Source organism: Flagellimonas spongiicola, from assembly GCF_023502425.1.
In the GTDB taxonomy this organism is placed as follows: Bacteria; Bacteroidota; Bacteroidia; order Flavobacteriales; family Flavobacteriaceae; genus Flagellimonas; species Flagellimonas spongiicola.
This window is the reverse complement of the sequence record NZ_JAMFMA010000002.1, coordinates 427,448-444,311: the sequence shown is the minus strand read 5'-3', so window position 1 is coordinate 444,311 and position 16,864 is coordinate 427,448. Positions and strand designations below refer to the sequence as shown.

The window sequence follows — 16,864 nt, the reverse complement described above, 5'->3', positions numbered from 1 at the left end:
CTAATTGGCTTCATTTTGTTCCGGTAAATATTCAAGTTCCACACGTTGATTGACCTTTAAATATTTTTTGGCCACTTCCATAATCTCTTCCCTGGTAATAGATCTATAGATTTCAATCTCCGTATTGATCAGATTTGTATTGTCTCGTAACATGTAATTTTCGGCAAGTGAATTTGCAATTCCAGAGATGCTACTATTGGCATTCACAAAATTGTTTTCAAATTTGTTTTGCAGTTTTTGGTAATCCTTTTCCGAAATCAATTCGGATTGTATTTTCAATATCTCCGCATCAATTTCGTTTTTGATATCCTGAATTGAGTTTTCGCCTACTGGTAAACCACCTACCACATAACAACTGTAATCTTCGGCGTTTATAGGGACTGAGAAAATTTGAAGGGCAATTTTCTTTTCGTCTACTAATTTTTTATAAAGTTTGGAGCTTTCCCCGTCACTTAAATAGGTAGAGATCATATCAACCACATAGGCTTCTCGTTCTGCCTGACCAGGGGTTCTATATGCCAACAAAATGGCTGGTATTTGAATATTGGAATCGTAATGAACCGCTTTTTTGGTGTTAACAATTGGGTCCTCAATTATGGTGGTTCTTTTTATGTCAGCTCCTCTAGGTATTGGTCCAAAGTAATCTTGGATCATACTTTTGGTTTTGGCGGAATCTATATCACCAGCAACCACCAGTACTGCGTTGTTTGGCACATAAAATGTTTCATTGAATTTTTTAAAGTCATCCAATGTTGCACTTGCAATATGATCCATGGAACCGATAACACCCCATCGGTATGGGTGCTTGGTATAAAGATTTTTAAGTAGGACTTCAAAAAATGCACCATATGGGGAATTATCCACACGGGAACGACGTTCTTCCTGCACCACCTCCTTCTGGGTGTCCACTCCAATTTGTCCAATTATAGGATGCATTAGTCGTTCAGATTCTAACCACAATCCCGTTTCCAAGCTGTTGGATGGAAATGTTTCGTAATAATACGTGCGGTCCAAAAAGGTATTTGCATTATTGCCACCACCAACGGAGGAGACTATTTTATCCCATTCGCCACGTTTAATATTTTTTGTCCCCTCGAATAATAAGTGTTCAAAAAAGTGGGCAAATCCTGTTTTTTCTGGATTTTCATCCTTGGAGCCCACATGATACATAACCGAAGTTGTGACCACAGGGGCAGAATTGTCTTGATGCAGAATAACATGAAGTCCATTATCAAGATCATATTCCTCAAAGACTACCTGCTGGGCAAAAAGAAACCCAAAGCTGCTAAATGTTAGAATTGCGGATAGTAGGTATCGCTTCATTAGAATTAGAATTTAAATTATTGTATTGATTTAGTGTGGAACTATTGATTGATGTTACACTAAATATAGGTTAAAATTTAAAAGTTTTAAGTTAATTTACTTTAGTCTTTTGCAATAAACACTAGCATAATTGCCCAACATTCAGTAAATTAAAGGATCCACCGCAAAATTTATTGAAATGAAAAATCTCACCCTCCCAATCCGATTTGGAATTGTGACCAGTGCCTGTTTGATGGCCTATTTCTTGATTTTGTCCCTTATGGGTAAACACACCAATGTTTTCTTTAGTTTGTTCAATGGCATAATTACTGGATTTGGGATCTATGAAACCATTAAGTACACCAAGATGCGTGAGGGGAATGATTTTAATTATGGAAAAGGATTTGCAGCGGGAGTTACCACCGGCTTTGTAGCCACACTTTTGTTTACCATTTTCTTTGCGTTCTATGCAACGGAATTAAGCGGAAGTTTTTTAACGGAACTCTCGGATGTGTGGTCCAAGGATTACAGTAATTTTGAAGGCATTGTATTCTTTACAGTAGCCGTTATGGGTTTTGCTACCACCTTGGTTTTGACGTTATCCTTTATGCAGCTTTTCAAAACGTCAAATAATCCTAAAAAATAATTGGTTAAATAGCCCAAGAATACTTGTTAATTAAGGATTTAAGGCTATATTTGCACCCGCTAATTTCAATAGCGCCAAAGTAATTTAATCTAATTAACGCATTATGTACGCAATTGTAGAGATGGCAGGGCAGCAATTCAAAGTTGCAAAAGACCAGAAAGTGTACGTTCACCGTTTGCAAACAGAAGAAGGTAAAAAGGTAACTTTTGACAAGGTGCTTCTTTTGGAGGATAATGGAAACGTAACTGTTGGCGCCCCAGTCATAGAAGGTGCAGCCGTAGAGGCAAAAGTAGTTAAACACCTAAAAGGAGATAAGGTAATTGTTTTCAAAAAGAAAAGACGTAAAGGTTACCGAGTGAAAAATGGTCACAGACAATCTTTAACTGAAATAGTAGTTGAGAGTATTGTTGCAAAAGGTGCCAAAAAAGCTGCTCCAGCAAAAGCAAAAGCTGAAAAGCCAGTAGCGGAACCTAAAAAGGAGGCAAAGCCAAAAGCGGCTGCTCCTAAGAAAGAAGCTCCTAAAAAGGAAGTAGCAGAGGATTTGAGTTCAAAAACTGTTGCTGAATTGAAGGAATTGGCAAAAGCCAAAGGTATTTCCGGAATTTCTTCCATGAAGAAAGCAGAGTTGATTGAAGCGTTATCAAAATAATAAAGAACTAAAATTTATATATCATGGCACACAAGAAAGGTGTAGGTAGTTCGAAAAACGGTAGAGAATCAGAATCGAAACGACTTGGGGTCAAGATTTTTGGTGGACAAGCAGCAATTGCAGGTAACATTATCGTTAGACAAAGAGGTACAAAACACAATCCAGGTGAAAACGTATACGCCAGTAAGGATCATACCTTGCATGCCAAAGTTGATGGTATTGTAAGATTCCAGAAAAAAGCTGGAGGTAAATCTTTCGTATCCATTGAGCCTTTTGAGGCATAAGGACACGGTTTTAAAAAAAATAAACGCCTTACTTTAAGAAGTAGGGCGTTTTTTTATGCTTATTTAGAAGCTAATAGTGAATAACAATTCAGTATTTAAAACCTAAGTTTTCTTTTGCGGGCGGTAATTTCCCAAGTATCGGTTTTAACGCCCGCTTCTATCAAGGAAACTTCATCATGTAGATTAATGGTGGGGCAAACATGATAGGGAACTCCGTACAGCACATCGCCAACATGATACTGGTCCCAGTCCTGCACTTGGATTACGCCATGTTCTTCACTTTGCGAAACAAGTTCGTAGTTTTCTAAATTGAGAAACTTGATTCGTTTATCAATTGGGTTTTCGGAGGCGATAGATTTATGACCCATATCAACAGTTATGATTCCTTCAGTTGGTTTGGAAATAATCCTTGTAACCAAGAGTGCGGCATAATTGAATTTTTGCTCCTTAAGTTTGTCGGAATAGCCCCAATCCCATAAAACACAGGTTCCTGGACTGGTAACTCTATTTTTCTTGAGCAAATGTGAAGTAAAGGAAGGCGTTCCTCCACAAATCATTTGAAGTGAAGGATGTTGCGCTTTCAAACGTTCAAATATTTCTGTAATAGCTCCAAATCCAGATTCGATTTTTTCATTTCTGAGGTTAAAATCGGTGTCGCGTAGATGACCATCGTAAACATGGAAACCGCTAAAAATCAAATTAGGACTTTCCAAGAGTGCATCAATTAACTCAAGTAATCCAGCACCAACTTCAATTCCTGAGCGGTTCATGCCATTGTTTATGTCAATATAAACACGTAGAGAAATCCCAATTTGACCGCATTTGTCGTTTAGAACTTTGACCGTGTCGAGACAGTCCACAATTGTCGAGAATTCAACGTGCTGATAATTTTGCGCCAAGTCCAACAATCGCTCCACTTTAGGTCCTACTAGTTGATGGGCAATTAAAACGGAACCGGCGCCAGCTTCCGCGGCAATTTCAGCCTCAGCAATGGTGGAAGCCTTGAAACGTCCAATTCCAGAAGCGACCAAAACTTCCATCACCTTGGGCATTTTGTTGGTTTTGATATGTGGCATGAGTCGCTCCATCTCTCCATCGACACCTGTAATCATGTGTTCGATATTTTGTGTTAAATGTTCCTTGTAAACTGCTACTGAGGGCGAGTCTATAGTGTCAATATTTTTAATTTCCCACCACATGTTGGTCATAATATAGGTTTAGAGGTAATGTACTCAATTGTTGATAATCAAGTACCGCTTAAGTTTGCTTTTTAATAATATCACGGACAATTTTTAGATGATGTAGCGTATGCAGTTTTAGAAACCGCTTCGTTTGGTTTTTATTGATGTTCTTGAAATAAGGATGCTTAAAATGAGCCCTCGCATCTAATTGTTCCAATTCCGAAACACATCCTCTAGCAGTAGCCAATTGATCATAAATACCATTAGTCTCTATCACATCAGAAGGTCTGACCGATCTTGGTGCTTTCGCCACTCCTCTGGGGATGTATCCTGTTACAAAAACCATGGTTCGGATAAAACTGTAACTAGGTTTGAATTCCTCTGGATTGGATTTTTGTAAAATGGCACAGGTGGCAATTATTACTTTGAGCATATGGTCTAGATGCCATGCTACATCCACTTTGGAGACCATCGAACTCTTGGAATCCCGGTGCGCTATATATCCGATTATCCGAGAAAATTCTTCATCCAAAAAGGTTGGTGGATGGTTAGGATCTGTTTTCAACAAAAATTGATTAAGCGTTTATATAACAATCGAAGATATAAAAAGAAACCCTCGCAATTGCGAGGGTCCTATATATTGTTTTCCAAGTTGACCCTTGGTCATCCACGTTGTTAATACCTGTAGTATTCTGGTTTGAAAGGTCCTTTGACCGTAACGCCGATATAGGATGCTTGATCTTCGCGTAATTCGGTCAATTCCGCACCTAAACGTGCCAAATGTAACTTGGCCACTTTTTCATCCAAGTGTTTAGGAAGCATGTAAACATCATTTTCATACTTGTCACTATTGTTCCAAAGCTCAATCTGCGCCAAGGTTTGATTGGTAAATGAGTTACTCATTACAAAACTTGGGTGACCAGTGGCACAACCAAGATTCACCAAACGGCCTTCAGCCAAAACAATAACATCCTTTCCGTCTATGGTGTATTTATCTACTTGTGGTTTTATTTCATCTTTAGTTGAACCATAAGTATCATTCAACCAGGCCATATCGATTTCGTTATCAAAGTGCCCAATATTACATACAATGGCTTTATCCTTCATTCCTCTGAAATGTTCTTCGCGAATGATATCCTTGTTTCCTGTGGTAGTGATGACCACATCAGCTTTCCCAACTACAGTTTCTAACTTTTTCACTTCATATCCGTCCATACAGGCCTGAAGTGCACAAATAGGATCTATTTCAGTAACGGTAACAATAGCTCCAGCGCCTCTAAAAGAAGCGGCAGTTCCTTTACCAACATCACCGTATCCGGCAACAACTACTTGTTTCCCCGCGAGCATGGTGTCCGTAGCTCTACGAATAGCATCAACGGCACTTTCACGACATCCATATTTATTGTCAAATTTTGATTTGGTCACTGAATCATTGACATTGATAGCAGGCATGGGAAGTGTACCATTCTTAACTCTTTCGTATAAACGGTGTACGCCAGTTGTAGTTTCCTCAGAAAGACCTTTAATTGCTGCAGTCAACTCTGGATATTGGTCCAATACCATATTAGTAAGATCACCTCCATCGTCCAAAATCATATTCAGTGGTTGCCTCTCTTCACCAAAAAACAAAGTTTGCTCAATACACCAATCAAACTCCTCTTCATTCATACCCTTCCATGCATATACTGGGATTCCAGCTGCAGCAATAGCAGCTGCGGCATGGTCTTGAGTGGAAAAAATATTGCAAGAACTCCATGTAACATCGGCACCAAGCTCCACCAAGGTTTCAATAAGAACCGCAGTTTGAATGGTCATATGCAGACATCCAGCAATTCGCGCGCCCTTCAAAGGTTGCTCGTCTTTATACTCCTCACGTAACGACATCAGTCCTGGCATTTCAGCCTCAGCCAACTCAATCTCTTTTCGCCCCCAATCAGCAAGGGAAATATCTTTTACCTTAAAAGGTACATACGGAATTGTCTTTGTACTCATCTTTGTTTTTAATTAACTTTATGTAGCTTAGCTTTTACAGTCAGCAAAGATACGAAATCACCCAACTATTAGTCGTGCCATTATATAAAACCATTACGGTATCACCCACTACATCGGTATACATTTGGAAAGTTACTGAATTGGAAGAAGAATTGTCCAAAGATGTGGTACTTACGGATCATTGTGCAAATCGAATGAATAGCATGAAGTCCGAGTTTCATAGGCGCGCTTTTCTCAGCATACGGCATTTAATGAAAGAGGCAGATTATGTTGACCACGATCTGTATTATGATGATTTTGGCAAGCCACATTTGCATGATGGCAACCATATATCGATAACCCATTCACATAACTTCACGGGAATCATTGTAAGTTCTACAGATGAAGTAGGGATTGATATTGAGATGCAGCGTGATAAAATCTTACGGATTGCCAATAAATTCACCCCTTTAGAGGAGTATAGGACCTTGGCGAACACAGAAGCAATAATCCGAAAATTGACTATAGTTTGGGGTGCAAAAGAATCGCTATATAAAATCTATGCGCAACAGGGACTTAGTTTTTTGAAGCATATTGATGTCATGGATTTTGCCTTTGATGATAAACGTACAGTGGCAAAGATCACGCACCAAGGAAACAAATCACATTACGGTATTGAGTTTTTGGAATTTGAAGGTTTTACTTGTGTCTTTGCGCAGAAGATGATGGGGCGTTGATAATACCCACTTTTTACTAGCTTTGCGGCTTAAATCCTCCTAACCTATGAACATTTCGGTAGAACTTACCTTAACCCCTCTTCAGGATAATTTTGAACCACCTATCATTGATTTTATTAAAAAACTGAGAGCTTCCGGGCTAAAGGTTCTTGAAAATCCGTTAAGCACCCAAGTTTACGGAGACTACGACGCAGTGATGGAATTACTGCAAACAGAAATTAAAGCGACCTTTATTAATTTGGAACATGTGGTTTTGACAATGAAGATGGTAAAATCTGACCGTAGTGGATATGAGCCAAATTTTTGAATGGATATTTTCCCAGTACGCTGGAGTTCCTACCCATATTATTGTTCTAGAGCTTGTTAGTGTTGTTTTTGCATTACTAAGCGTATGGTATTCCAAACGTGAAAATATTCTTGTATATCCAACCGGAATAATAGGTACTGGTATTGCGGCTTACATCTTGCTTTTTTGGGGGTTGTTGGGTGATATGCTCATCAACACCTACTATTTTATCATGAGTATTGTGGGATGGTACATGTGGACACGAAAAGTTGATGACACACATTTTGTTCCAATTACCAAGACAACCAAGAATGAAAAAAAATGGTCAGTCCTATTGTTTATCGGAACTATTGTTTTTGTTTCTGTTGTTTATGCCATTGCCGATAAGTTCAATGTATGGACTGCTTATGTGGATACCCTGACAACCGCCATCTTTTTTGTGGGTATGTGGTTAATGGCCAAAAAGAAACTGGAGAACTGGATATATTGGATTGTGGGTGATATCATTACAGTACCTTTGTATGCCTATAAAGGACTAATTTTTAGCTCACTCCTTTATTTTTTGTTAACCATAATTGCCATTTACGGGTATAAGGCATGGAAGAAAAACTTAGGCAAGAGCCCTCAAACCTTGTTAAAGTAGTCCTATTTGGACCGGAATCAACAGGAAAAACTACACTTTCCCAACAATTAGCTAGGCACTATAATTCTGTTTGGGTTCCAGAATATGCGCGGGAGTATCTACAGAACAAATGGAACAACGAACGCAAAACCTGTGAACCGAAAGATCTTTTGCCCATTGCATATGGGCAGATGACATTGGAAAATGAGCTTACCAAAAAGGCAACCGATGTTTTGATTTGCGACACCGACCTACTTGAAACAAAGGTGTATTCCGAAGCCTATTACTTAGGTTATTGTGACCCTTTATTGGAGAAGCATGCATTGGAGAATAGTTATCACCTTTATTTTCTAACCTACATAGATACACCATGGGAGGCAGATGACCTTCGGGATAGACCAAATGAAAGACAACGGATGTTCGATTATTTCCATGATACCTTGAAGAAATATGATCGGAATTTCGTTATTTTAAAGGGAGATAAATCCACTCGATTAGCAACAGCAGTCAAACATATAGATAAACTCCTAAATTCTATGACCAACCTAAACCAAAACGACTTGGATCAGCTTCAAAAAAAAGGGATTTCCAAGGAAAAAGTCGAGCAACAAATAGAAACGTTTAAAGCTGGAATTCCATTTGTGGATTTAGTGAAAGCGGCCGTTGTTTCAGATGGAATACTTCGCTTTTCTGAATCTGAACAGGAAGAATATGTACAATACTTTGAACAGTCAAGAGGAAACTTGCATCTACTCAAATTTGTACCGGCATCTGGTGCGGCGAGTAGAATGTTCAAGGCAACATTCAATTTTTTGGACGCCTTTGATCCAAGCCAAGAGACACTTGCTGACTATTTTAAGCGTACCGTGGATTCGGCAATGGAGAGTTTCATTTCAAGTATATCTCAATTTCCATTTTACAATTTGATAATGGAACGCATTAAAGAAAAAGCCAAAAACAAGGATGAAGAAGCCTATTTGTTTGTTAAGGAAATGTTGGTAGACCAAGGACTGAATTATGGCTTTTATCCAAAAGGATTACTTCCTTTTCATAAGTATAACGATATCTCCTCAACTCCGTTTGAAGAACATTTAAAGGAGGCTGCTTTATATGCCAAAACCGATGGAAAGGCCAATTTGCATTTTACGATTTCGGAACAGCACAATGCGATGTTCAAGGAAGAGCAACAAAATTCTGGACCTAGGGTTTCAGCAGCAACCACAACTGATTTCAATATATCGTATTCCAATCAAAAGCCCTCAACCGATACGATAGCGGTGGATATGGACAACAATCCCTTCAAAAACAATGATGGGTCTATATTGTTTAGACCTGGAGGACATGGGGCTTTGATAGAAAATTTGAACGATCAAGATGCAGATATCATTTTCATTAAAAACATTGACAATGTTGTAATTGATGAAAATCTGGAGGCAGTGGCCAATAGTAAAAAGATGTTGGCAGGAATCTTGAAAAAAGTGCAGGATCAGGCTTTTAAATATGCAAAATTGTTGGATGGAGGTTTAATCGATGAATCAACCCAAGATGCGATAAAATCATTTTTGGAAAAGGAACTGAATGTTCGGTTTTCCAACGATTTTGATGGTATGACTACCCAAGATAGATTGAAGCTGCTACAAGATAGAATCAATAGACCAATTCGGATATGTGGTATGGTAAAGAATGAAGGTGAACCTGGGGGTGGCCCATTCTGGATAAAAGATAGTGCAGGAAATGTTTCGTTACAGATAATAGAATCAGCACAAATAGATACTTCCAATTCCGCTCAAGCATCAATTTTGAAGAATTCCACCCATTTTAACCCTGTAGATTTGGTGTGTGCGGTTAGAAACTACAAAGGTGAAAAATTTGACCTACTGCAATTTGTAGATGAGAAACAAGGATTTATCACGGAAAAAACCAAAGAAGGAAAAGAACTCAAAGCACTGGAACTACCTGGGCTGTGGAATGGAGCAATGGCATATTGGAATACCTTGTTCGTGGAGGTGCCCTTGGTAACCTTCAATCCTGTAAAGACTGTAAACGACTTATTGAAACCTTCACATCAAGTCTAGACAGTGTATTTCAAAATTTAAAAGCCTCGCATCGTCGAGGCTTTTTTTTATGTAAATGTGACTTCTTAAAATATTTGGTGTCCAATAAATAGAAAGTAAATTACGATGAGGTGATGAGCATCGTAAAAGTCTAAATCTAAGCATAAGTAGCTTAGTTTTTTGGTTGGTTGATTTGGTTGAAGGTCGTACAAAGTGCGACCTTTTTTTGTGACTTAATGCAAATAGCAGTGTCAAATTAAATAGAAACCAAAACCATGCTATTTACCATTGTACTGACCATTAGTATCATTTCGTTTGTTCTGGCTATGATATTGGCAATACCACAAGTAAGAAAGGATTACAAGGCAAGGAAACGTAAGAAAAAAGGGTAATGCTATGCAAACACTAACCATGCGTTATCCATAGTGCCGGTGGGCGATCGCTGCCCCATGCAAGGTCAACTATTGGCACACAAAGCTCCGAGAAATCGGAGCTTTTCTTTTTTTGAAATTAGCCACTCTTTAGTTGTGAGAAGTGAAATGAGGTAGTACATTTGCGCCATCTCAAAGGGGTGCTTGTATATATCAGGCTGAGATTATACCCAATGAACCTGGGCGGGTAATGCTGCCAAGGGAATACGCAAAGCGTATCTTGGAATTTCTATGTTTCCGCGGAAACAAACATCAATTATTAACCAGAATAATGGCCCCTTTTATTCGTAAACAATTTTACGGATGAAACCATTTAGCTCAATGCGAACGCAAAAAAAGATATCATGGCGTCGCAAAAATTCATCACTGTCATTTTTACTCTTTTTGGGAATATCATTGACCGCAATGGCCCAGGAAAATCAAACGGACACCATCCAAGGAACCAAGGTTGTCCTTGATGAAGTATTGGTGCAAGCCATACGGGTGACTAAGGAGTTCCCAATCACTTTTTCCAATTTGGATAAGGAAGAGATTGCACCACGAAACTTGGGTCAGGACATCCCAATTTTAATGAATTACCTTCCGGCAGTTGTGACCACTTCTGATGCGGGTGCAGGGGTTGGATACACAGGCATACGTGTTCGAGGAAGTGATGCCACCAGAGTCAATGTCACCATTAATGGAATACCATACAATGATGCTGAATCACAGGGTACATTTTGGGTAAATATGCCCGATTTTGCCTCTTCTACCCAAAGTTTACAGTTACAAAGAGGAGTTGGAACGTCTACCAATGGGGCAGGTGCTTTTGGAGCGAGTCTTAACCTATTGACAGATGCTTTTTCTGAGGAAGCATACGGACAAATTTCTTCCTCGATTGGAAGCTTCAATACATTACGCAACAATGTAAAGTTCAGTACTGGGCTCATGAATGAGCATTTTGAACTTTCTGGTAGGCTCTCAAGAATTACTTCGGACGGCTATATTGACCGTGCAAGCTCCCAGTTGGATTCTTATTTCTTACAGGGAACATACAAGGACGACAACACCTTGGTCAAAGCATTGCTTTTTGGAGGACATGAAGTAACCTACCAGTCTTGGTTTGGCATTGATGCCGCAACCTTGGAGAGCAACAGAACGTTTAACCCAGCAGGGATGTATACGGATGAAAATGGAGTGACCCAATTCTATGACAAAGAAGAGGACAATTACAAACAAGATCATTTTCAATTGCATTGGAATGAAACATTAAATCCAAATTGGAGCGCGAACATTGCGGTACACTACACACGCGGTAGGGGTTATTTTGAACAATTTAGGGAAGACGATGATTTTGCTACCTATGGTTTTGAACCAATTGACGTAAATGGAGAAACTGTAAACACTACGGACTTAATCCGAAGACGATGGTTAGATAACGATTTTTATGGTACAGTGGCTTCCGTGAACCACACCAAGGAAAATCTGGATTTGATTATTGGAGGGGGTTATAACGTTTATAAAGGTGATCATTTTGGAGAAGTGATCTGGGCAAGATTTGCGGGGAATAGCTCCATTAGAGATCGCTATTATGATGATAATTCTACCAAGACTGATTTCAATTCCTACATTAAGGCAAATTACAAATTGGATGGTCGTTGGAGTATTTTCGGAGATTTGCAATACCGAGGTGTTGGCTTTGAGGCCAATGGTGAAGAAACAGGACTAGTGGATGATACTTTTAATTTCTTTAATCCAAAGGCAGGTATCACATTCAATTTGAACAAGAACAACAATTTTTACTTCTCTTATGCCAGAGCCAATAGGGAACCCAACAGGAATGATTACGAAAATGGTAATCCAAGACCTGAAAAACTAAACGATTTTGAATTGGGCTGGCGTTACGTTTCGTCAAGTTTCCAATTGAATGCCAATGCATATTATATGCGTTATAAGGATCAGTTGGTGCTCACTGGTGAGTTAAATGATGTTGGTGCACCATTACGAGCCAATGTTGGTGACAGTTACCGTCTAGGACTTGAACTTGATGCCAACATTTCATTGGGAAGCCAATGGGTCATTCGCCCAAACATAGCCTTGAGCGATAACCGAAATGTGGATTTTGTATTCCAAAGAGATGGTTCGCTTCAGGATTTAGGAAACACCAATATCGCTTATTCCCCTAACCTAGTCGCCGGAAACATATTGGCGTTTATGCCAAATGAAAATGTGCAGATTTCAGTATTATCCAAATTCGTAGGCAAACAGTACATGGGGAATATAGATTCTGATACATCGGTTTTGGATAGCTATTCCCAAACGGATTTGAATGTACAATACGTGATCAATACCAACTCATTTGTTAAGAGTATTGTACTTTCTGGTTTGGTGAATAATCTATTTGATGCCGATATCGTATCAAACGGTTACTTTTTCACTTTTGATGATGATTTTTCAAATCCTGGAACCATCACAACAGTTGAAGGAGCTGGGTTCTATCCTCAAGCAGGTATTAACTTATTAGTAGGGGCCACACTGAATTTTTAGTACATTAAAAGTAGAGTAATAAAGGGATTCTGTACATTTATCCATATGACAGAATCCCTTTCTTTTTTAAATACAGCTGCAGTCCGATGGGGTGTTATTGGCTGCGGTGGCGTAACTGAAATCAAGAGCGTGCCCGCTTATCAAAAAACACCTGGTTTTGAAGTAGCGATGGTCATGGGCAGGAGTGAATCAAAAGTTGCGGATTATGCAAAAAGACATGGCATCCCAGAATGGACTACAAATGCTGATGAACTTATAGAAAACCCTGGAATAGATGCCATCTATATTGCTACACCTCCTGATTCGCATAAGTTTTACGCATTAAAAGTGGCAAAGCACAAAAAACCTTGCTGTATAGAAAAGCCAATGGCTCCAAATTATGCGGATAGTTTGGAAATGGTAGAAGCATTTGCCGCAGCTGAAGTTCCATTATTCGTTGCCTATTACAGAAGATCGTTGCCGCGCTTTCTAAAAGTAAAGGAATGGTTGGATGACAAATTGATCGGAGAGATTCGACATATTCATTGGACCAAGACCAAATCGCCAACTCCAATTGATGAATCTGGTTCATGTAACTGGCGAACAGATAAGGCAATTGCACCAGGGGGGTATTTTGATGATCTGGCAAGCCATGGATTGGATTTGTTCATCTATTTATTGGGAGATATCAAGAAGGCAAATGGACTGGCTGTGAATCAACTTGGACTTTATTCTGCCGCTGATAGTATATGCGGCAATTGGCTTCATGAAAATGGAATTACAGGTGAAGGGTACTGGAATTTTGGAACCCATTTTCGGGAAGATAAGGTCGAAATACATGGGTCTGAGGGCAAAATTACATTTGCAGTTTTGGATGAGGCTCCATTGGTATTGGAAAATGCTTCAGGCAAAAAGACGTTGGAAATCGAAAACCCAAGGCATGTACAGCACTTTCATGTGCAAAACATCCATGACCATCTTAAAGGATTATCCAAACATCCATCTACCGGGACTACCGGGTTACAAACAAGTTGGGTTATGGATAAAATTTTGGGAAACTAATTGGAAATAGTCACAACATCCCCGTTTCGTACTGCCCTGTAAAACAATAAGTCATAATACCGATTACCATCATCTGGCCTGTTCAATTGCTGGCCTGTAAACAAGCTATAGGTGAAATCCTCACACGAACAAGTAACATTCTGGCCGTCCAACTGAAGGGTTGAACAACTACTAGGCGTATGATTAGGGCAACTGGCTTCAAAAGCGAAAAACGTATCCAGGCCAGTACGCATAACATAGGCACCTCGTGTACCAACACCATTATTACCCACATAAACTGGATTACCAATGTTGCTGAGGTCATTATACAATGGTAGATTCAAATTCAAATCAAACCTAAAACTTACCTCTTGCAGATAGGGATTTCTGTTGGTCGGGTCCGATTCACAGGATATAAGTAAAATCAATAATGGAAGGCCCCAGATGTATTTCATAGCACGGATTTGATAGTATTACAGCGGCAAAATTGGTCAAAAATTGCCTATATTTGCGTTAAATCCTCGCAAAAACTATGTTGAACGTAGTTGCAGTAGAGGATTTTTGTATTTGTAGCGAAACAGTGCATTGGGAAAATTTTTCATTTTCTCCAATGTTCTTTTGCTTTTAAAAAAGGACGATATGAGTAAAGTATCTTATTATACAGCTGAAGGATTAAAAAAGCTTCGAGAGGAATTAAATCATCTAAAGGATGTAGAGCGCCCAAAAGCTTCACAGGCTATAGCAGAAGCAAGAGATAAAGGAGACCTTTCTGAAAATGCGGAGTACGATGCAGCCAAAGAGGCTCAAGGCCTTTTGGAAATGAAAATCTCCAAAATGGAAGAAACCTTGTCCAACGCACGACTAATAGATGAATCTCAGTTGGATACTTCAAAAGTATTGGTATTGTCCACTGTTAAGCTAAAGAACCAGACCAATGGGATGGAAATGAAATATACTTTGGTAGCTGAGAGTGAGGCCGATTTGAAGGCTGGCAAAATATCAGTAACATCTCCTATAGGAAAAGGTCTCTTAGGGAAGTCGGTAGGTGATGTGGCGGAAATACAAGTACCTAACGGAACGTTAAAGTTTGATATTTTGGAAATTACAAGAGCCTAAAAGCATTAAAAAGTTCTAATTTTAATCCTGTCGAAAGACGGGATTTTTTAGTTCAGAACCAAACCAAACCACACCTAATGCCTAGTATATTCACCAAAATCATAAATGGGGATATTCCCTGCTATAAAATTGCCGAGGACGAAGATAATTTCGCTTTTTTGGATATCAACCCCAATGCCAAGGGTCACACCCTGTGCGTCCCTAAAAAAGAGGTAGACCGTATAATGGACTTGGATGAGGATGCCTATATGAAGTTGATGTCATTCTCCAGAAAAGTGGGGCAAGCGATTGAAAAATCAGTTCCATGTGAACGTGTTGGTATGACTGTAATTGGTTTGGAGGTACCTCATGTGCATGTACATTTAATTCCGTTGCACAGCATGAAAAATGCAACTTTCCAACACAAGGAAAAGTTGACTGCAATTGAATTTGAGGAAGTTGCGGAGCAGATTCGGGATGCTATTAAATAATCCCCTCCATGCGCAAGTAAATTACCGTGCCTACAAGACCAATAACCACTACCAAAAGGATATAGAATAATGTAGTGAACCTTACTTGAGGTTTATCAGGCTCTACAAGTTTGTTGTAATATTCAAAAACACGTTCAATATCATCTGTCCAATTCACCGGATAGATAATCGAATAGCATTTTTTACATTTAATTTCATGGGTGACCTTGTCAGTTGTCCTATGAAAAAATGCATTATAAGTATGTTTTTGATAAAATGTAAGTTTTAGCTCCTGATTGAAACATTCAGGGCAATTGTTGGTTATTTCTGCATCTTTAATTGCAATTTGTTTCTCTTTTGCCATGACTCCTACACATTTGTTTTTAGCGTAATTTGCATGATTGTTCCTTCTTTATTTGATGAAAGTACTTTAATTTTTCCTTTATGGTACTCTTCAACAATTCTTTTAACTAAAGACAGACCAAGCCCCCATCCTCTTTTTTTTGAGGTCACACCAGGATTGAAAATGTTCTGGAAATCGCTTTTGGGAATACCATGACCTGTATCAGATACTAAGATGTTCACGTTGGCCCCTTTTTGTTCAATCTGAATGCTTATGGCGCCTTTCCCTTTCATGGCATCAATCCCATTCTTGACTAAATTTTCAATACTCCAGTTAAATAGAGGAGGATTTAGAAGTACTGGTAAATGATCCACATCTGAACCAAATTCAAATTGTATGAGTTTGGAACTTCTTCTTTTAAGGTATTGATAAGCTCTTTCCGTCTCGGCAACTATGTCATGTTCTTGCAATTCAGGAATAGATCCAATTTTGGAAAAACGCTCGGTAATGGTTTGCAAGCGCGTAATATCTTTTGCTATCTCTTTGGTGATATCCGGATTGATGTCTTCGGATTTCAAAAGTTCATTCCATCCCAATAATGAGGTTAACGGAGTTCCAATTTGGTGTGCTGTTTCCTTGGCCATGCCGGCCCAAAGTTTGTTTTGCTCAGAAGCCTTGTTAGTCCTAAAGAAAAAGAAAATCACCGCTCCAAATAGGAAGATGATCAACAGCAAGGCCAATGGATAAAATTTCAACTTATTCAAAACCTCAGAATTGCCATAGTACAAAGTTTCCAAAAGCTCGCCTTCCTGAACAATGTGTATGGGCTCGTTTTCACTTGCAAATTGTCTAATCTTCTTTTGGATATATAAGCTATCGGATGCCCGTTCTTCTAGAATGTTATGAGTTTTAAAGGACCCTTCTTCATTGACCAAGATCATAGGTGTAGAAGTGTTGTTCCCCATGACCTTGAGCGTCAAATTTCCGAGTTCTTGGTCTACTGAAGATTGAATAAGTTCCAATTGGGCGGTAGCCCAAATCTCCATTTTCAATCGCTCTTCCTCTTTGAATTTCTTAAAAAAACTATTGGTGTTCCATAATATCAAGCTTACAATTACAAAGGCTGAAATCAATAAAGTGATATTGGTTGCTTTGTTCTTGCGGCTGAAGTTCATACGGCGGTGGAATTCTGATTAAAGATAATCGAATTGTGAGAATTTGTTGATAGTTAGGTGTTGCTGGACGTT

At 39.0% G+C, this 16,864-nt stretch carries 18 protein-coding genes; 11 read left to right on the top strand and 7 right to left on the bottom strand.

Annotated features, from left to right (window positions below):
• Window positions 1-1,323, bottom strand: a complete 1,323-nt coding sequence (locus tag M3P19_RS08200) for a M16 family metallopeptidase (protein WP_249657177.1) — start codon at window positions 1,321-1,323, stop codon at window positions 1-3.
• A gap of 178 nt (window positions 1,324-1,501) precedes the next feature.
• Between M3P19_RS08200 and M3P19_RS08195 the strand changes: the two genes are divergently transcribed.
• The 3 genes from M3P19_RS08195 (at window position 1,502) to rpmA (ending at window position 2,881) form a co-directional block, all read left to right on the top strand.
• On the top strand, window positions 1,502-1,948 hold the full coding sequence (locus M3P19_RS08195; protein WP_249657176.1) for a DUF4199 domain-containing protein: 447 nt from the start codon (window positions 1,502-1,504) through the stop codon (window positions 1,946-1,948).
• Window positions 1,949-2,051: 103 nt separating this feature from the next.
• The gene (gene rplU / locus M3P19_RS08190; protein ID WP_249657175.1) at window positions 2,052-2,597 is read left to right on the top strand and encodes a 50S ribosomal protein L21; all 546 of its coding nucleotides are present in this window, start codon (window positions 2,052-2,054) and stop codon (window positions 2,595-2,597) included.
• A gap of 23 nt (window positions 2,598-2,620) precedes the next feature.
• Window positions 2,621-2,881, top strand: coding sequence for a 50S ribosomal protein L27 (gene rpmA, locus M3P19_RS08185; protein ID WP_249657174.1), 261 nt, complete (start codon window positions 2,621-2,623; stop codon window positions 2,879-2,881).
• Between the two features lie 95 nt (window positions 2,882-2,976).
• Here the strand turns inward: rpmA and M3P19_RS08180 are convergent, their stop codons facing one another.
• The 3 genes from M3P19_RS08180 to ahcY all read right to left on the bottom strand — a co-directional run bounded on the left by M3P19_RS08180 (window position 2,977) and on the right by ahcY (window position 6,054).
• Entirely contained in the window at window positions 2,977-4,089 is a 1,113-nt protein-coding gene (locus M3P19_RS08180; RefSeq protein WP_249657173.1) for an alanine racemase, read from the bottom strand.
• A gap of 49 nt (window positions 4,090-4,138) precedes the next feature.
• Entirely contained in the window at window positions 4,139-4,627 is a 489-nt protein-coding gene (locus M3P19_RS08175; RefSeq protein WP_249657172.1) for a DUF1569 domain-containing protein, read from the bottom strand.
• 110 nt (window positions 4,628-4,737) lie between these two features.
• Complete coding sequence (ahcY, locus tag M3P19_RS08170; protein WP_249657171.1) at window positions 4,738-6,054, bottom strand: adenosylhomocysteinase; 1,317 nt, start codon at window positions 6,052-6,054, stop codon at window positions 4,738-4,740.
• A 74-nt stretch (window positions 6,055-6,128) separates the two neighbouring features.
• Between ahcY and M3P19_RS08165 the strand changes: the two genes are divergently transcribed.
• The 6 genes from M3P19_RS08165 to M3P19_RS08140 all read left to right on the top strand — a co-directional run bounded on the left by M3P19_RS08165 (window position 6,129) and on the right by M3P19_RS08140 (window position 13,730).
• The gene (locus M3P19_RS08165) at window positions 6,129-6,770 is read left to right on the top strand and encodes a 4'-phosphopantetheinyl transferase family protein (protein WP_249657170.1); all 642 of its coding nucleotides are present in this window, start codon (window positions 6,129-6,131) and stop codon (window positions 6,768-6,770) included.
• Window positions 6,771-6,816: 46 nt separating this feature from the next.
• Window positions 6,817-7,077, top strand: coding sequence for a thiamine-binding protein (locus tag M3P19_RS08160; protein WP_249657169.1), 261 nt, complete (start codon window positions 6,817-6,819; stop codon window positions 7,075-7,077).
• Window positions 7,061-7,699: a nicotinamide riboside transporter PnuC gene (pnuC, locus tag M3P19_RS08155; RefSeq protein ID WP_249657168.1), complete on the top strand. Its 639-nt coding sequence runs from the start codon at window positions 7,061-7,063 to the stop codon at window positions 7,697-7,699. The genes M3P19_RS08160 and pnuC overlap by 17 nt, the downstream gene beginning before the upstream one ends.
• The gene (locus M3P19_RS08150; RefSeq protein WP_249657167.1) at window positions 7,654-9,753 is read left to right on the top strand and encodes a DUF4301 family protein; all 2,100 of its coding nucleotides are present in this window, start codon (window positions 7,654-7,656) and stop codon (window positions 9,751-9,753) included. Before pnuC ends, M3P19_RS08150 begins: the two co-directional genes overlap by 46 nt.
• An 815-nt stretch (window positions 9,754-10,568) precedes the next feature.
• Entirely contained in the window at window positions 10,569-12,689 is a 2,121-nt protein-coding gene (locus M3P19_RS08145) for a TonB-dependent receptor (RefSeq protein ID WP_249657830.1), read from the top strand.
• 45 nt (window positions 12,690-12,734) lie between these two features.
• Window positions 12,735-13,730: a Gfo/Idh/MocA family protein gene (locus M3P19_RS08140; protein WP_249657166.1), complete on the top strand. Its 996-nt coding sequence runs from the start codon at window positions 12,735-12,737 to the stop codon at window positions 13,728-13,730.
• Here M3P19_RS08140 and M3P19_RS08135 read toward each other — a convergent pair.
• Entirely contained in the window at window positions 13,727-14,164 is a 438-nt protein-coding gene (locus M3P19_RS08135) for a Rieske (2Fe-2S) protein (protein WP_249657165.1), read from the bottom strand. The two genes, M3P19_RS08140 and M3P19_RS08135, sit on opposite strands and share 4 nt — an antisense overlap.
• Before the next feature lie 184 nt (window positions 14,165-14,348).
• Between M3P19_RS08135 and greA the strand changes: the two genes are divergently transcribed.
• Together greA and M3P19_RS08125 are read left to right on the top strand one after the other, a co-directional pair.
• Window positions 14,349-14,825: a transcription elongation factor GreA gene (greA, locus tag M3P19_RS08130; RefSeq protein ID WP_249657164.1), complete on the top strand. Its 477-nt coding sequence runs from the start codon at window positions 14,349-14,351 to the stop codon at window positions 14,823-14,825.
• Between the two features lie 77 nt (window positions 14,826-14,902).
• Window positions 14,903-15,295, top strand: coding sequence for an HIT family protein (locus M3P19_RS08125; protein WP_249657163.1), 393 nt, complete (start codon window positions 14,903-14,905; stop codon window positions 15,293-15,295).
• Here M3P19_RS08125 and M3P19_RS08120 read toward each other — a convergent pair.
• Entirely contained in the window at window positions 15,288-15,638 is a 351-nt protein-coding gene (locus tag M3P19_RS08120; protein WP_249657162.1) for a hypothetical protein, read from the bottom strand. The genes M3P19_RS08125 and M3P19_RS08120 overlap by 8 nt on opposite strands.
• Before the next feature lie 5 nt (window positions 15,639-15,643).
• Entirely contained in the window at window positions 15,644-16,792 is a 1,149-nt protein-coding gene (locus M3P19_RS08115) for a sensor histidine kinase (RefSeq protein WP_249657161.1), read from the bottom strand.
• Window positions 16,793-16,864: the final 72 nt, after the last annotated feature.

Bases quoted from the DNA above. Each gene is read 5' to 3' on its own strand.
- M3P19_RS08200 (WP_249657177.1), bottom strand. From the start codon at position 1,323: ATGAAGCGATACCTACTATCCGCAATTCTAACATTTAGCAGCTTTGGG.
- M3P19_RS08195 (WP_249657176.1), top strand. From the start codon at position 1,502: ATGAAAAATCTCACCCTCCCAATCCGATTTGGAATTGTGACCAGTGCC.
- rplU (WP_249657175.1), top strand. From the start codon at position 2,052: ATGTACGCAATTGTAGAGATGGCAGGGCAGCAATTCAAAGTTGCAAAA.
- rpmA (WP_249657174.1), top strand. From the start codon at position 2,621: ATGGCACACAAGAAAGGTGTAGGTAGTTCGAAAAACGGTAGAGAATCA.
- M3P19_RS08180 (WP_249657173.1), bottom strand. From the start codon at position 4,089: ATGACCAACATGTGGTGGGAAATTAAAAATATTGACACTATAGACTCG.
- ahcY (WP_249657171.1), bottom strand. From the start codon at position 6,054: ATGAGTACAAAGACAATTCCGTATGTACCTTTTAAGGTAAAAGATATT.
- M3P19_RS08160 (WP_249657169.1), top strand. From the start codon at position 6,817: ATGAACATTTCGGTAGAACTTACCTTAACCCCTCTTCAGGATAATTTT.
- pnuC (WP_249657168.1), top strand. From the start codon at position 7,061: ATGAGCCAAATTTTTGAATGGATATTTTCCCAGTACGCTGGAGTTCCT.
- M3P19_RS08150 (WP_249657167.1), top strand. From the start codon at position 7,654: ATGGAAGAAAAACTTAGGCAAGAGCCCTCAAACCTTGTTAAAGTAGTC.
- M3P19_RS08145 (WP_249657830.1), top strand. From the start codon at position 10,569: ATGGCCCAGGAAAATCAAACGGACACCATCCAAGGAACCAAGGTTGTC.
- M3P19_RS08140 (WP_249657166.1), top strand. From the start codon at position 12,735: ATGACAGAATCCCTTTCTTTTTTAAATACAGCTGCAGTCCGATGGGGT.
- M3P19_RS08135 (WP_249657165.1), bottom strand. From the start codon at position 14,164: ATGAAATACATCTGGGGCCTTCCATTATTGATTTTACTTATATCCTGT.
- greA (WP_249657164.1), top strand. From the start codon at position 14,349: ATGAGTAAAGTATCTTATTATACAGCTGAAGGATTAAAAAAGCTTCGA.
- M3P19_RS08125 (WP_249657163.1), top strand. From the start codon at position 14,903: ATGCCTAGTATATTCACCAAAATCATAAATGGGGATATTCCCTGCTAT.
- M3P19_RS08120 (WP_249657162.1), bottom strand. From the start codon at position 15,638: ATGGCAAAAGAGAAACAAATTGCAATTAAAGATGCAGAAATAACCAAC.
- M3P19_RS08115 (WP_249657161.1), bottom strand. From the start codon at position 16,792: ATGAACTTCAGCCGCAAGAACAAAGCAACCAATATCACTTTATTGATT.